At 72.6% G+C, this 14254-nt stretch carries 10 protein-coding genes; 2 read left to right on the top strand and 8 right to left on the bottom strand.

Features of this window, described 5'->3' with window-relative positions:
• Nucleotides 1–8: 8 nt before the first annotated feature.
• Complete coding sequence (locus ABZ808_RS16080) at nucleotides 9–1577, bottom strand: MFS transporter (protein WP_357006413.1); 1569 nt, start codon at nucleotides 1575–1577, stop codon at nucleotides 9–11.
• A gap of 458 nt (nucleotides 1578–2035) precedes the next feature.
• Complete coding sequence (locus tag ABZ808_RS16075; RefSeq protein ID WP_357006410.1) at nucleotides 2036–2698, bottom strand: transcriptional regulator; 663 nt, start codon at nucleotides 2696–2698, stop codon at nucleotides 2036–2038.
• Nucleotides 2699–2848: 150 nt separating this feature from the next.
• Between ABZ808_RS16075 and ABZ808_RS16070 the strand changes: the two genes are divergently transcribed.
• Complete coding sequence (locus tag ABZ808_RS16070; RefSeq protein WP_357006407.1) at nucleotides 2849–3706, top strand: SPFH domain-containing protein; 858 nt, start codon at nucleotides 2849–2851, stop codon at nucleotides 3704–3706.
• Nucleotides 3707–3726: 20 nt separating this feature from the next.
• Here the strand turns inward: ABZ808_RS16070 and ABZ808_RS16065 are convergent, their stop codons facing one another.
• The 3 genes from ABZ808_RS16065 to ABZ808_RS16055 form a co-directional block, all read right to left on the bottom strand.
• Nucleotides 3727–4857 (bottom strand): zinc-binding dehydrogenase, encoded by a 1131-nt coding sequence (locus tag ABZ808_RS16065; RefSeq protein WP_357006404.1) that lies wholly within the window; start codon nucleotides 4855–4857, stop codon nucleotides 3727–3729.
• Nucleotides 4854–6308 carry an aldehyde dehydrogenase family protein gene (locus tag ABZ808_RS16060; protein WP_357006400.1) on the bottom strand — a complete coding sequence of 485 codons (1455 nt, stop codon included), beginning with the start codon at nucleotides 6306–6308 and terminating at the stop codon, nucleotides 4854–4856. The genes ABZ808_RS16065 and ABZ808_RS16060 overlap by 4 nt, the downstream gene beginning before the upstream one ends.
• Nucleotides 6309–6388: 80 nt before the next feature.
• Nucleotides 6389–7054: a TetR/AcrR family transcriptional regulator gene (locus ABZ808_RS16055; protein WP_357006397.1), complete on the bottom strand. Its 666-nt coding sequence runs from the start codon at nucleotides 7052–7054 to the stop codon at nucleotides 6389–6391.
• Nucleotides 7055–7152: 98 nt separating this feature from the next.
• Between ABZ808_RS16055 and ABZ808_RS16050 the strand changes: the two genes are divergently transcribed.
• Nucleotides 7153–8325 carry an acyl-CoA dehydrogenase family protein gene (locus tag ABZ808_RS16050; protein ID WP_357006393.1) on the top strand — a complete coding sequence of 391 codons (1173 nt, stop codon included), beginning with the start codon at nucleotides 7153–7155 and terminating at the stop codon, nucleotides 8323–8325.
• 6 nt (nucleotides 8326–8331) lie between these two features.
• Here the strand turns inward: ABZ808_RS16050 and ABZ808_RS16045 are convergent, their stop codons facing one another.
• The 3 genes from ABZ808_RS16045 to ABZ808_RS16035 all read right to left on the bottom strand — a co-directional run bounded on the left by ABZ808_RS16045 (nucleotide 8332) and on the right by ABZ808_RS16035 (nucleotide 14094).
• Nucleotides 8332–9369 carry an aminotransferase class V-fold PLP-dependent enzyme gene (locus ABZ808_RS16045; RefSeq protein WP_357006390.1) on the bottom strand — a complete coding sequence of 346 codons (1038 nt, stop codon included), beginning with the start codon at nucleotides 9367–9369 and terminating at the stop codon, nucleotides 8332–8334.
• Between the two features lie 198 nt (nucleotides 9370–9567).
• Complete coding sequence (locus ABZ808_RS16040) at nucleotides 9568–11748, bottom strand: FUSC family protein (protein WP_357006387.1); 2181 nt, start codon at nucleotides 11746–11748, stop codon at nucleotides 9568–9570.
• 117 nt (nucleotides 11749–11865) lie between these two features.
• Nucleotides 11866–14094 carry a serine/threonine protein kinase gene (locus ABZ808_RS16035; protein WP_357006384.1) on the bottom strand — a complete coding sequence of 743 codons (2229 nt, stop codon included), beginning with the start codon at nucleotides 14092–14094 and terminating at the stop codon, nucleotides 11866–11868.
• Nucleotides 14095–14254 lie beyond the last annotated feature (160 nt).

Genomic DNA, 14254 nt, shown 5'->3' with positions numbered 1-14254 from the left:
CCCCGGACCTACGCCGTCCCGGCCAACTCGGGCTCGGCGACGGGTGCCGTCGGGGCCTCGGTGACGGCCTCCCGACCCGGCATCCAGCGCAGCACCACCAGCATTCCAAGCGCCGCGACCACCGCGGAGAGGCCCGCCGCCCAGTGCATGGCGGTGACGAAGGCGTCGTTGGCCGCCGAGATCAGCGTCGGCGCCGCCGGGCCGAGCTGCCCGGCCGCCGCGTACGCCCCGGAGATCGACTCGTTGGCCGCGTCGCGGGCCTGCGGAGGCAGGCTGGTCAGCGCGTCGCCCACGTCGCTGCGGTAGACCGCGGAGAGCACCGAGCCGAGGACCGCCACGCCGAGCGCGCCGGCCACCTGGCGGACGGTGTTGCTCACCGCGGAGCCCACCCCGGCCTTCTCCCGGGGCAGCGCCGACATGATCGACTCGGTGGCCGGGGGCATGATGTTGGCCATCCCGACGCCCTGGAGGAAGAAGACGACCAGGACGACCCAGATCGGGGTGGACGCGCCGATGAAGGCGAACGCGGCGAGCGCCACCACGGTCAGTCCCAGCCCGACGGTGGCGACCGCCCGGCCGCCGTACCGGCGGACCATCGCGGCGCTGCGCGGCGCGAAGATCAGCTGGGCGCCGGCGAAGGGCAGGAAGAGCAGGCCGGTCTGCAGCGGGCTGTAGCCGCGCACCAGTTGCAGGTAGAAGGAGCTGAAGAACATCACGCCCATCGCGGCGAAGAACACCAGGCCGACGATGGCCACCGGCGCGGCGAACCGGGGCACCTTGAACAGCCGGACGTCCAGCGACGGGTGGTCGCTGCGCCGCTCGTGCTGCACGAACCAGGCCAGCACCGCGAGGCCCACCAGGATGGAACCCCAGGCCACCGGCCGGCCGAAGCCGTGCTCGCCGCCGTCGATGATGCCGTAGGAGAGGGCGACCAGGCCCACCACGGAGAGCAGGACGCCGAGGACGTCGATCCGGCCCGGTCGCGGGTCACGCGACTCGGGGACCAGCAGCGCGACCAGGACCACGCCGGCGGCCACCACCGGAACGTTGATCAGGAAGACCGAGCCCCACCAGAAGTGCTCCAGCAGCGCACCGCCGAGGATCGGGCCGATCGCCACCGCGAGGCCGACCGCGCCGGCCCAGACGCCGATGGCACGGCCGCGCTCGCGCGGGTCGAAGACGTTGGAGATGATCGACAGCGTCACCGGCATGATCGCCGCGCCGCCGATACCCATCAGGGCGCGGGCCGCGATCAGCTGTCCGGGGCTCTGGGCGTACGCCGAGAGCAGCGACGCCAAGCCGAACAGCACCAGCCCGATCATCAGGAAGCGCTTGCGGCCGGAGCGGTCGCCGAGCACCCCGAAGGTGAACAGCAGCCCGGCGAAGACCAGCGTGTAGGAGTTGATCGACCACTCCAGCTCGCCCTGCGTCGCGCCGAGGCCGTGCACCGGGTCGGCCAGGGTGCGCAGGGCGACGTTGAGAATCGTGTTGTCGAGGACGACGACGAGGAGGCTGATCACCAGCACCCCCAGGATCGCCCACCTCCTCGGATGTCCCGTGTTGTTCTGCAGTTCCACTGCCCGGTCTCCCCCCGGATTCACCCGTCGCGCAATACGATACGGGCCAGACTCGTAACAGCGAAGAGCCTAGGCGCAGCATTAACGATACGGAACGGATCCGTATCGTATGTGAGGGGTGTCACGTGCCCCCCGACGGACCTCCGGGGGCGGACTCGATCACCTGTCGCCCAACTGTTCAACGACGCCGACCGTCACGCGCCTCCGGCCGCCCGGAGCCGACCAGGTCGTCCGCGTCCAGCCTGCGGGTGACCTTCGCAGCCTTTGCTCTGCTTCAACCGACGCACCAGCCGCGCCCCCAAACCGTTGCGCCGGTTGAAGCAGAGCAAAGGACGTGGGCCGACCCCCGTGCCCGGACGTCCAGGCCGGGCAGACGTCCGCCGGCACGACGACATCGACGTCACGCGGGCAGAACATCGACGTCACGCGAGGGCATGACGGAGCGCGGGGGCACGATCTCAGCGGGCGTGTGCCGTCGCGAGACAGGCGGCCACAGCGGCCGGCAACGTGCCCAGGTGGGTCGCCGGCGCGGCGGGCGGCTCGATCCAGCCCGGCCCTGCGGCGTACACCCGCAGGTGCGGAAAGTCCCGGGCGAAGCGCACCAGGCGGTACGCGCGGCCGGTGACCGGTGTCTGTGACCAGAGCACGACGGTGTGCGGGCGAGCCCGGTGCACCGCGCTGGTCAGCGCGGACCAGGGCAACGCCGGGCCGAGATGCAGGCAGCCGCGGCGGTGCTCGCGCAGCGCGGCGGCGAGCGCGTGCAGGCCGAGGCAGTGCGCCTCCTGTTCGGCGCCGGCCAGCAGCACCCCTGCGGCGGGCAGTGACCGGCCGGGCTGGCGGCGGTACACGTCCAGCCCGACCCGCACGCCCTCGCACAGGGCGTGCTCGCTGGCGATCTCGGCGGCCGTACGCCCCGATAGCTGCGTGAGCAGCGGCCGGCAGACCTGCTCCCAGAGCGCCGGCACGCCCCAGGCTTCGGCCATCTCCAGCAGCACCGTGGCGACACGGTTGCCGTCCAGGTCCTCGGTGGCCAGCCGGATGCGCTTGTGCGCGGTCTCCACGGCATCCGCCGGCATCGGATCGGTCAGCACCAGACGTACCCCCGGATAGGTGTTCTCCATCCGGGGTTCGCTGAAACGACGCGCGGTGGATGCGCCGTCGCGGAATTTACCGACGGCGCGCGGCGAGCCCGCAGGCCAGCGGGGCACGGCCGACTTGACCGGGCCCCCTATGTTGATCATCAACACGGCCCAACGAAAGGTCCCCACCCCATGCCTGTCGGCTTCACCATGGCGATCGTCTTCGCCATCGCAATGGCGGTCAGCGCCATCCTGGCACTCGTCGCACCCAAGAGCGCGATGAAGCAGACGGCCGCCCTCGCGGCGCTCGGCCTCCTCGCCGTCACAGTGCTGATCGGCGTCGCCTCCAGCGCCCACTCCGTGCCCATCCGCTCGGTCGGCATCGTCACCAGCTTCGGCAAGCCCACCGGCGAGGTCACCGGTTCGGGCCTGAAGTGGGTGGCGCCCTGGCAGAAGGTCGGCGAGTGGGACGCGGGCCGGCAGAAGTACGACCACATCGGCGGCAACAACTGCGTACGCGTGCGCACCGGCACGCTCGCCGACGCGTGCGTCGAGGTGCTCGTCGAGTGGCAGGTCAAGCCGGAGAACGCGCCGAAGCAGTTCATGGACTACAAGGGAGACTTCGACAGCTTCCGGGGCCAGCGGGTCGGAGTGCAGCTCGACAGCGCCGTCAACGACGCGTTCGCCACGTACAACCCCCTCGAAAAGATCGACTCGCAGACCGGCAGCCTCAACGTCGACCTGAAGCCGTTCGCCGCGAACATCAAGACCAGCGCGGAGAGCCGGCTCGCCACGGACGTCGACATCCTCTCGGTGACCATCACCCGGGTGAACCACGACGACAAGACCGAGGGCAACATCAAGGCGTTCCAGGACAAGCTGGCGCAGACCCGCAACCTGGAGCAGGACCGCAAGAACGCCGACATCTCCAAGCAGATCACCGAGACCAACGCGAAGGTCGACAAGGTGACCCGCTGCCTGGAGATCGCCGAGAAGAACGGCGCCAACCCGGGCCTCTGCATCAACCCGGGCATCGTCACCGGCAAGTGACGGCGGGCCCGGCCGGGTGGTCAGTCGAGGCTGACCACCCAGCGGGCGCCCTCACCCCGCGCCAGTCGGTCGAACGCGGCCGGCGCCTCGTCGAGACTGACCACGCCGCTGACCAGAGGTGACAGGTCCAGCGTGCCGTCGAGCGCCGCGCGGGCCAGCTCCGGCACCTCACGGTCCGGGTCGGACGAGCCGTACACCGAGGAGCGCAGCGTCCGCGCGGAGTGGAAGATGTCCAGCGCGCCGAGGCTGACCATGTCGTCCTTGGCACCCATGCCGACCACTGTCACCGCTCCCCCGCGCCGGGTGAGACGCCAGGCCGCCCGGATGGTGGTGGCACGGCCGACGCACTCGAAGGCGTGGTCGACGCCCCGGCCCTCGGTGCGCCCCCGGACCTCCCTGGAGAGCCGGTCGTCGGAGAGCAGGAAGTCGGTCGCCCCGGCGGCGAGCGCCAGCTCCCGCTTGGCCTCGGCGACGTCGACGGCGAGGATCGTCGTGGCACCGGCCCGGCGGGCGGCGGTGAGCACGGCGAGCCCGACCCCACCGAGCCCGATCACGGCCACCGACTCGCCGGGAGCCACCCGAGCGGTGTTGCCGACCGCGCCCACCCCGGTGAGCACCGCGCAGCCGAGCAGCGCGGCCTGCTCGGGCGGCAGCCCGGCGGGGATCGCGATGACGGCGTTCTCGGGCACCACCACGGCCTCGGCGAGCGCCCCGAGGCCGAGGGTCAGGTGCAGCCGGATGCCGTCGTCGGTCTCGCCACGCGCCACCGTCGGGGCAGTGTTGGCGGCGCAGAGCCACGGCTCGTCGCGCAGACACCACCAGCAGGCCCGACAGGCGGGCGCCCAGTTGAGGGCCACCGGCGTGCCGACCGCCAACCGGGTGTTCGGCCCGGCCTCGGCCACCACCCCGGTCGCCTCGTGCCCGAGCACCAGCGGGAACCTCGCGGCGAGGGTGCCGTTCACCATGGACAGGTCGGAGTGGCAGACGCCCGCCGCGGTGATCCTCACCCGCAGTTCGCCGGGGCCGGGCACGGGCAGGCGTACCCGCTCGACCCGCAGCTCGGCGCCGGACCCACGCGCGACAAGCGCGCGGACAGTGACCGGCTCGGGGCCGCCCGTCGGCGCGGCCGGCGGCAGCTCGGGGCCGCTCATCGCTGGATCGCCTTCAGCTCGCAGAACTCGGCGAGCCCGTGCACGCCCAGCTCCCGGCCGAGGCCGGACTGCTTGTAGCCGCCGAACGGGGCGAGCGGGTTGAACGACGCGCCGTTGATGTCGACCGCGCCGGTGCGCAGCCGTCGCGCCACCGCGAGCGCCGCGTCGGGGTCGGCGGACCAGACCGCACCGGCCAGCCCGTACTTCGAGTTGTTGGCGATGGCGACGGCCTCGTCGGTGTCGTCGAACGGGAGAACGGCGAGCACCGGCCCGAAGACCTCCTCCTGGGCGAGCGCGCTGTCCGGGTGCACGTCGGCGAAGACGGTCGGTGCGGCGAAGTGCCCCTGGGCGGGCACCGGCGCGTCCGGGCCGCCGGCGATCAGTCGGGCGCCGTCGGCGAGAGCCCGGTCGACGTGGCCGCGGACCCGCGCGGCCTGGGCGGCGGAGACCAGCGGGCCGAGCCGGGTGGCGGGGTCGAACGGGTCGCCGAGCCGATAGCCGGCCACCGCCGTGGCGATCAGGTCGAGCGCCTCGTCGTACCGGTCGCGGTGCACCAGCATCCGCGTCCACGCCGTGCAGGTCTGGCCGGAGTTGAGCAGGGCGTTGCCGACGCCGACCTTGACCGCGGTGGCCAGGTCGGCGTCGGGGAGGATCACGTTCGCGGACTTGCCGCCCAACTCCAGCGCCACCCGGGCGATCCGGTCGGCGGCGAGTCGCATGATCCGCGCGCCGGTCACGGTGGAGCCGGTGAACGACACCAGGTCGACGTCGGGGTGCCCGGCGAGCGCCTCACCGACCACCGCGCCGGTGCCGGGCACCAGGTTGAGCACACCCGGCGGCAGCCCGGCCTCGGTGACCGCGTCGAAGAGCAGGTACGCCGTCAACGGGGTCAGCTCGCTGGGCTTGAGCACCACCGTGCAGCCGGCGGCCAGCGCGGGCGCCAGCTTCGCCATCACCTGGTGCAGGGGGTAGTTCCACGGGGTGATCGCGCCGACGACGCCGATCGGCTCACGGACGACGAGGGAGTTGCCGATGCTCTCCTCGACCGCTGGCCGGGCGGCGAGGGCGACGTGGTCGCGCAGCACGGTCAGCGGCAGCCCGACCTGCACCCGGGTGGCGAGCTTGAGCGGTGCGCCCAACTCGACCGCGATGGTGCGGGCGAGGTCGTCGGCGCGGGCGGCCAGCGCGGTGTGCAGCCGGTCCAGGTGGGCGGAGCGTTCGGCGGGTGCGGTGGCCGCCCAGCCGGGGAAGGCGGCGCGGGCCGCGGCGACAGCGGCGTCCACATCGGCTGCCGTGCCGAAGGGCACCTGCCCGATCAGGTCGCCGGTGCTCGGGGTCTCCACGTCGATCACGTCGGTGCCGGCGGGAGACGTCCACTCGCCGCCGATGTGCAGGTGGCGCCGCAGGCGCAGGGCGTCGGGCAACTGCGAGGGCGGGGCGGCGAGGTCCATGTCGTCCCTTCGGGGGTGAGCGATGGGCGATGGCGACGAGGTCGCGACGGGCGTTGAAACTAGCGCTGGGAGTTTGGACGCTACCCGCTGGGCCGGGCGGACTCCACCGGGTCGAGGGGGCCGATGGTGCGGGCGTACTCGGCGGCCAGGCCGTGCAGCAGCGCGTCCAGGCCGAGGGCGAAGGCGCCCTCGTCCACGCTCTGCTGGTGCTCGGCCAGCCGGTGCGCCTGGCGCAGGTGCGGGTAGTGGGCGGCGTACAGCTCGGGGTCCTCGACGAAGCCCCGGGCGAAGGAGCCGAGCGCCGACCCGGCCACGAAGTAGCGCACCGCCGCTCCGATGTGGGTGGCCCGCGCGGGCGGCCAGCCGGCGCGTACCAGCCCGCCGTAGACCGCGTCGGCCATGGCCAGCGCGGCCGGTCGCCGGCCCGGCCCCTGGGCCAGGTACGGCACGATGTTCGGATGCGCGGTGAGCGCCCGCCGGTACGACCAGGCCCAGTCGCGCAGCGCGGCGACCCAGTCCCGGCTGGCGAAGCCGCTGGTGTCGACGGCGGCGACGACCGTGTCGGCGACCGCGTCCAGGATCTCGTCCTTGGTGGCGAAGTGGTTGTAGAGCGACGGACCGCGCACGCCCAACTCGGCGGCGAGCCGGCGGGTGGAGAACGCCGGCAGCCCTTCGGCGTCGATGAGCGCGGTGGCGGTCTCGACGATCAACTGCCGGGTGAGCCGGGGCTGGCGGGGTCGGGGCACTGCGCTCCTCATGGGTCTCGGCCATAGGGTCTGGACGCGGCAAAACTTACAGCGCTAGTTTAAGGGAGACCGGCAGCGTCGACGCCAGGAGGACCACCGTGGACTTTTCGCTCACCGACGAGGAGCGGGCGGTGCGCGACACCGTCCGGTCGTTCATCCAGCGCGAGGTGATGCCGCTGGAGGCGGAGGTGCTCCGCCGGGAGCGGGCACACCAGCCGGGCCTGGACCACTCCGAGGTGCGCGAGCTGCAACTCAAGGCGCGCAAGTTCGGCTTCTGGGGCCTGGCCACCCCCGAGGAGTACGGCGGGATGAACCTGCCGGCCGTGCTCCAGTCGTTGATCTGGACGGAACTGGGCCGCACGTTCGTGCCGTTCCGCTTCGGCGGCGAGGCCGACAACATCCTGTTCCACGCCAGCGAGGACCAGAAACGGGAGTTCCTCGTCCCGACGATCGAGGGCGAGCGACGCTCCTGCTTCGCGATCACCGAGCCGGGCGCCGGCTCGGACGCGGCGAACATCCGGCTGTCCGCCCGCCGCGACGGCGACGACTGGATCCTCGACGGCGAGAAGACCTTCATCACCGGCGGCCACGACGCCGACTTCGCCATCGTGGTCGCGGTGACCGACCGGGAGAAGGGCGCCCGCAACGGCGGGGCCACGGCGTTCCTGGTGGACCGGGCGATGGGCTGGCGCTCGGAGTTCATCCAGACGATGGGCGAGGGCGGGCCCGCGTCGCTGATCTTCGACGGCGTACGCGTGCCGCACCGCAACATCCTCGGCGAGATCGGGCAGGGCTTCACGCTGGGCATGGAGTGGATCGGCAAGGGCCGCTACACCATCCCGTCGCACGCCATCGGCATCGCCGAGCGGGTCCTGCAGATGGCGATCGACCACGCCAACACGCGGGAGACCTTCGGCACGAAGATCGGCACCAACCAGGCCATCCAGTGGATGATCGCCGACTCGGAGACCGAGCTGGAGGCGGCCCGCTGGCTGGTGCTGCGCTCGGCGTGGACGGTCGACCAGGGCCTGGACCCCCGGCACGCCTCGTCGATGGGCAAGCTCTACGGCGCCGGCATGGTCAACCGGGTGGTCGACCGGGTGCTCCAGATCCACGGCGGCATGGGCTACACCCGTGAGCTGCCCATCGAACGCTGGTACCGGCAGGTCCGGCTGTACCGGATCTTCGAGGGCACCGACGAGATGCAGCGCCTGATCATCTCGCGGGACCTGCTGCGCGGGTACACGAAGATCGGCGGTCACCTGGCCTGAGCCGGGTCACCCCGTCAACGCGGTGAGCGCCTCGTCCACGTCGGCTTCGGTGGAGTAGACGTGGAACGAGGCGCGGACCCGCCCGGCGCGCACCGCCGCCCGGATGCCGGCCGCCGCGAGACGCTCCTCCGCGCCGGGCACGTCCACGGTGACGATGGCGCTGTCCCCCGGCGGCCGGCCCAGCCCGGTCAGGAAACGGTTGGCCAGCGCCACGTCGTGCGCCTGGATCACGGGCACGCCGATCTCGGCGATCAACTCCAGGGCGGGCGCCGCGCCGATCCAGCTGAACCAGGCCGGTGAGATGTCGAACCGGCGGGCGTCGTCGGCCAGCCGCAGCGGCGGGCCGTAGTAGGAAGCGTGCGGGTCGCGACCGGCATACCAGCCGGCCGCGTCCGGACGCAGCCGGTCGCGCAGCCCGGGGGCCAGATAGGCGTACGCGGTGCCGCGTGGCGCCATCAGCCACTTGTAGCCACCCACCACCACCACGTCGGCGCAGCTCCCGTCGAACGGCAGCCACCCGCACGCCTGGGTCGCGTCCACCACCACCAGCGCGTCGTGCGCGCGGGCGGCGGCCACGATCTCGTCGTACGCCGCCACGGACCCGTCGGCCGACTGCACCAGGCTGAACGCGACCAGGTCGGTGTCGGCGTCGATCGCGTCAGCCAGCCCCTCCGCCGGCACGGTGCGGACCGTGACGCCGCGATCCTCCTGGACCAGCCACGGGAAGAGGTTCGAGGTGAACTCGACGTCCGGCACCACCACGGTGGCTCCCTCCGGCAGCGCCGCCGCGACCGGGGCGAGAAGCTGGGAGACGGTCACGCCGACCGCCACGTCGGTGTCCGGCACCGCGATCAGGCCGGCGAAGGCGCTACGACTCCGGTGTACGGCGTCACCCCAGCCCTCCCACGACGTGCCGCCGATCCGCCACGCGGCCATCGCCTCCTGCAACGCCGTCCACGCCGGCTCGGGCGGCAGCCCATAGGAGGCGGTGTTCAACCAGCCCGGCTCCGGCTTCCACAATCGCTGCGCCTGCTCGATGTCCATGGCCTCGACGCTAGGCGCGCTGGCGTCGGCAGGGCATGGCCAATCGGTGAGCGGCGGCCTGCGGAACACCGACGCGCTGGCCGGCGGCGGGCGGGGCGGCGGGCATCACCCTCATGAGCGTTATGACTCTGAGGTATAGATATGACACTGAGGTATATCGCTCGTCGGCATCCCGCCGGCCAGCCCGGCTGCTCCGGCTCAGGGTTTCCCGTCGCGGTCGACCGACTCACCCGGAGCGGGTGGGCGGATCCGGGCGAGGCTGTCGGCGAGACCGGCGAGCCACTGGTCGACCTCCACCAGATGCCGCACCGACGACGGGTTCGCCGCGCCCGACAGCGGGCGGATCCGGTCGAGTTCGTCCACGCAGCCGGGCAGGGCGGGCACCGGGCCGGAGGGTCGGCCGTGCGCGACCTGGTCGGCGAGGTCGTCGTACGCCGATCGCAGCTGGCCTGCCGAATCCCGCAGCAACCCCGCCGCGGCCGGCCAACCGGCGAGGCAGCCGGGCGGGTTGCGCCGCAGCAGCGATTCGGCGCCGAGCACCACGTGTTGGCCGGCGCCCAGGACGGCGTCCCAGTCCACCCGCTGGTTCACCGTGTCGTGCCGCTCGGAGTGGTACTGGCAGTAGGACGAGTCGACGAGGACCATCCGCTGGCGGACCCGTTCGAGGGCCCGGTCGGGCGGAGCGTCCCCGAGCAGCGCCCGGACCGTCTCGTCGATCGCGTCCGCGCTGGCCGTGAGGTAGTGGGCGGCGTTGGGCCGCAGGTCGCGGCTCGCGCCGCGCGGCCACATCGCCACCCCGGCGAGCACGCCGATCAGCGCGCCGAGCACGACATCGACGAGACGAGCCTCGGCGAGCCGCCATCCTTCCGGGCTGAGCTGGGCGAAGACCACCGTCAACAGCACGGTGAACAGCGCCTGCTGCCACAGCGGGCCGAGCAGCCGACCAACGCCGAAGGCCAACAGCAGGGTGACCGGCAACACGACGGCGTAGACGATCGGCTCGTCGACGACGAGCATCACCAGACCACTGACGGCGGCACCGACGATCGTGCCCAGCACGGCGGGCCGCAGCGCGGTGCGGGTGTCCGCGGCAGAGGTGCGCAGGACCGTGAGGGTCGCCAGCAGCACCCAGAAGCCGTGGGTCAGCTGCAACACCCCGGCGACCACCCGCGCGATGGCCAGCGCCACGGCCAGCCGCAACGAACTCTGCAGGTGGGCGGAGCGCGGCGCCAGGTGGGAGCGGAGCTGCCGCCAGTACAGCGCCAACGGGCCGTGCCGCGCATATTCGAACAGCCCCGAATAGTCATCCCCGGCGTCGGGCCGTACCCCGTTGGCCACGCGGGTGCCCACGGCGAGCACCCGCACCTGGTCGGCCAGGGCCAGCGCCGTCGCGTCCCGGCACATCCGGGGTACGTCCGGCACGGCGCTGCCCTGCCCTGCGGGGTACGTCGTCTCGGCTTGACCGATCGCGGCGCTCAGAGCGCCGAGGTCGACCGGCGGCGCACCCGGCGGCAGGCTACGGCCAGCGGCACGGGTCGTGTCGGCGCACGCGCGCAGCAGTCGCGCCGCCGCCAGGTCCGGGATCGGCTCCGGTGGGGCGTCCGACGCCAGCCGGTTCGCCTCGGCGAGCGCCTCCCGTAGCGCCGCCGCGCAGATCCGCAGCGCCCGGTGACGGGCGTCGGCGGCGGTCGGCGCCCACGCCGGGGACGTCCCGCTCAACGCGAGCGCGGCCACCGCCTCGGATGCCCGCTCGCGCCGCCTGTCGCGAGCGTCGCGATCGGCGCGCCGGTCGGTCAGCGCGTCCGCCGTGGCGTCGAGGAACGCCGCGACGCCCTCCGCCGCGTCGGCGAGTCGTTGCCGGTAGGAGATCGGCACCGGATCGGGCCAGAGGAGCACCTCGGCCACGGCGAGCAGCACGATGGCGAGCGTGACCCCGCCCAGCCGCTCCGGCAGGGTGCCCGGCTGGTACGGCGGGAAGGACGCCAGGATGAAGACGAGTTGAAACGCGCTGCCCAGCCCGACGAGACGCGGGTTGCCGACCCCGGCGAACGCCACGACGAACCCGATGACGAGCATCCCGGCCGCCGCCGCCCAGGTGCTCCACGCCAGCAGCGTGCCCACGGTGATCAGCGCCCAGATCGCCGGCAGTGACGTGATCAGGATCCGCGCCCGTTGCGGCGCCGGGCCGGGCAGCTGCGCGAACGACCCGGCGGCCACCGTGCCGAACAGCGCGTACGTGGCGAGCACCGAGCTGCCGACCCCGTAGCGGCAGGCGTAGAAGACAACGGACGCGACGAGGGTCAGCCGTGCGGCGCGCCGCAGGACGGCGTCCCCCGGGTCGCGGCGACGGAGCCGGCCCAGGAGGCTGGTTCCGAGCACGCCTGGTCCCCCGGGTTCGTCGCCACGCCCCTATCCCCGGTTGACCATCTTGCCCGGCCGCGACGGCTTTCGCGGCGAATCGTCCGGCTGGTGCGGCAGCCCTGGTTGCGGACCGGGCTACTTCTGGCTGAGGGTCTGCTTTGCGTTGAACACGCAGGTCCAGATCATCAGCGGCGCGCCCGCCGCGTGGCCGTCGACGTCCACGCACTTGTCGGTCAAGCGGTTGAAAAGGGAGCGGCGCCCATCCTTCTCGATCCACTCCCACTTCTGGGCGGCCCCGGCGGTGCAGTTGGCGGACTGCACGGCAACGCCGTCGCGCTTCTCACCCCAGGCGACGTCCAGGCAGAAGCCGTTCGCCCGGATGGTGCCGTCGAACGAGAAGGTCCACCACTGGTTGCGCACCTCCTGGCACTTGCGCACGGTGACCCGCACGCCGTCGCGTTCGCCGCTGCTGAGGCAGAGCCCGGTCTCCTTGGTGACGATCTGCTTGGTGCCGGCCGGCCGGACCGGCGCACTGGGTGGTGGAGCCGCCGTCGCCGAGGGCTGCCCCGCACCGGCCGTCGAACCGCTGCCCGGACCGGCCGACGGGCGTCCCGCACCTCCGGCCGGGGCACTCGGCGACCCGGACGGCGGGCCGGCGGGCAGCGGCAGCCCCTGGAAGCCATCCGTGACCAACTCGAAGATCCCCCGACTGACCGACCACTCGGCGTCCGAGGTGGTCCAGCCGATCGTGTACGCGTGCCCGTTGCGATCGACGAAAGCGCGGCTCGACGCCCGCATCGGCGTGCCGTCCGCATCGGTGTACGTCCACTCCCACTCGGCGGCCCGCACCTGGTACTTCAACGCGGCGAGCCGGACCCGCCGGTAGCTGGCATACCGTTCACGTTCCGCCTTCTCCCGCGTTCGTAGCCCGGCGACCAGATCCGCGGGGACCGACCGGAGTTCGTCGAGGACGAACTGCCGGCTACCGCCCGGCTCACGGAATTCGACCCCCTCGCCAACGCGCTGGGACCGCCAGCCGTCCGGCACCGGCACCAGGAAGCGAGGGTCGTCCCGGTGGTAGCGCCACCCGGCCGATGGCGGCGGCAGCACCTGGGACACCGCCTCGTCGGCAACCGAAGAGGGATCGGCGGTCGGCGCCGCCGCTCCGTTCGCTTCGCCGGATGGTCGGCCGCTCAGCATCGACGCGCTCACCACCAGCACGACCATCACGGCAGCGGCGACCGAGCCGACCAGCCAACCGCGACGCCTGCGGGCCGGGCCGCTGGTCGGACCGGCCTCGCTGTCCGCGGCCGACTCGGCATTTGACGAGGTCGGGACGGACAACGAGTCCGACGTCGCGGCAGGAGGCGGTGACGTGGCGCTCGCCGATGGGTCGGTCGACGGATCGACCGGCCGACCGGACCCGGCGGTGACGAACTCGGGCACGATCGATCGGGGCGTACCGTCGCCGGTGTTGATCCGCGTGAACGGCACGGCCGGTCCCGACGCGGCGGCCGGCGGGCCGGCAGCGTCGACCGGGTCGACCTGGGCGGCGGCGTACCGCAGGAGGCGATCCGCCTCCTCGACGCTGATCCGCTGACCCGGGTCCCGACGCAGCAACCCTTCGAGGAGCGGGGTCAACCGACCGGCCCGCTGGGCCGGCGGTGGCGGCTCGGTGGCGAGCGCCGCCAGCGTCGCAATCGGAGACGAACGGTGATACGGGGTACGGCCCTCGACCGCCGCATAGAGAGTGGCGCCGAGCGACCACAGGTCAGCAGCCGGACCGACCTCGCCGTCAGTGGCCCGCTCCGGCGCAAGGTACGCCGGCGAGCCGAGCACCATCCCGGTCTGGGTCATCCGCGGATCGCCGGGAAGGGTCGCCAGCCCGAAATCCGTCAGCACCACCCGGCCGTCATGAGCGAGCAACACGTTGGCCGGCTTCACATCCCGGTGCAGCACGCCAGCCTGGTGTGCCGCCCGCAACGCACCCAACACGCCCAGCCCGATCCGCGCGGCGTGGGCCACCGGCATCGGCCCTTCGGCTTCGAGGACCTCGTGCAGGGAGCGGGACGGAACAAGCTCCATCACGATCCACGGGTCGTCGCCCGAGTGCAGCACGTCGAAGACGCGTACCACGTTGACGTGACCCAACCGGGCGACGGCCCGTGCCTCGCGCATGGAGCGTTCGCGCATCTCCCGGCGCTCGTCGTCACGCAGACCGGGAGGCGCCACCAACTCCTTGATGGCCACGTCCCGCTGAAGCATCTCGTCACGGGCCTGCCACACGCGGCCCATCCCACCCTGCCCGAGCGGACGAACCAGCCGATAACGATCGGCAATCAACTGTCGCGGGGCATCGGGCACGACAGGGAAGGTACCGGGCGAACCATTGCATGCCCCATTTCCGGGGCAGGCGAGAACCCGACAGTTACCTACGTCACACATGGGCTCGGCGGTTACGGTCCCACCGGTGCCATCCGCAGAAATTTCAAAGCCCAATCCAGCCAATCAGCCGGCGGCGGCT

Source organism: Micromonospora sp. NPDC047527, from assembly GCF_040643015.1.
Lineage (GTDB): Bacteria > Actinomycetota > Actinomycetes > Mycobacteriales > Micromonosporaceae > Micromonospora.
This window is presented reverse-complemented; position numbering and strand designations above follow the sequence as displayed.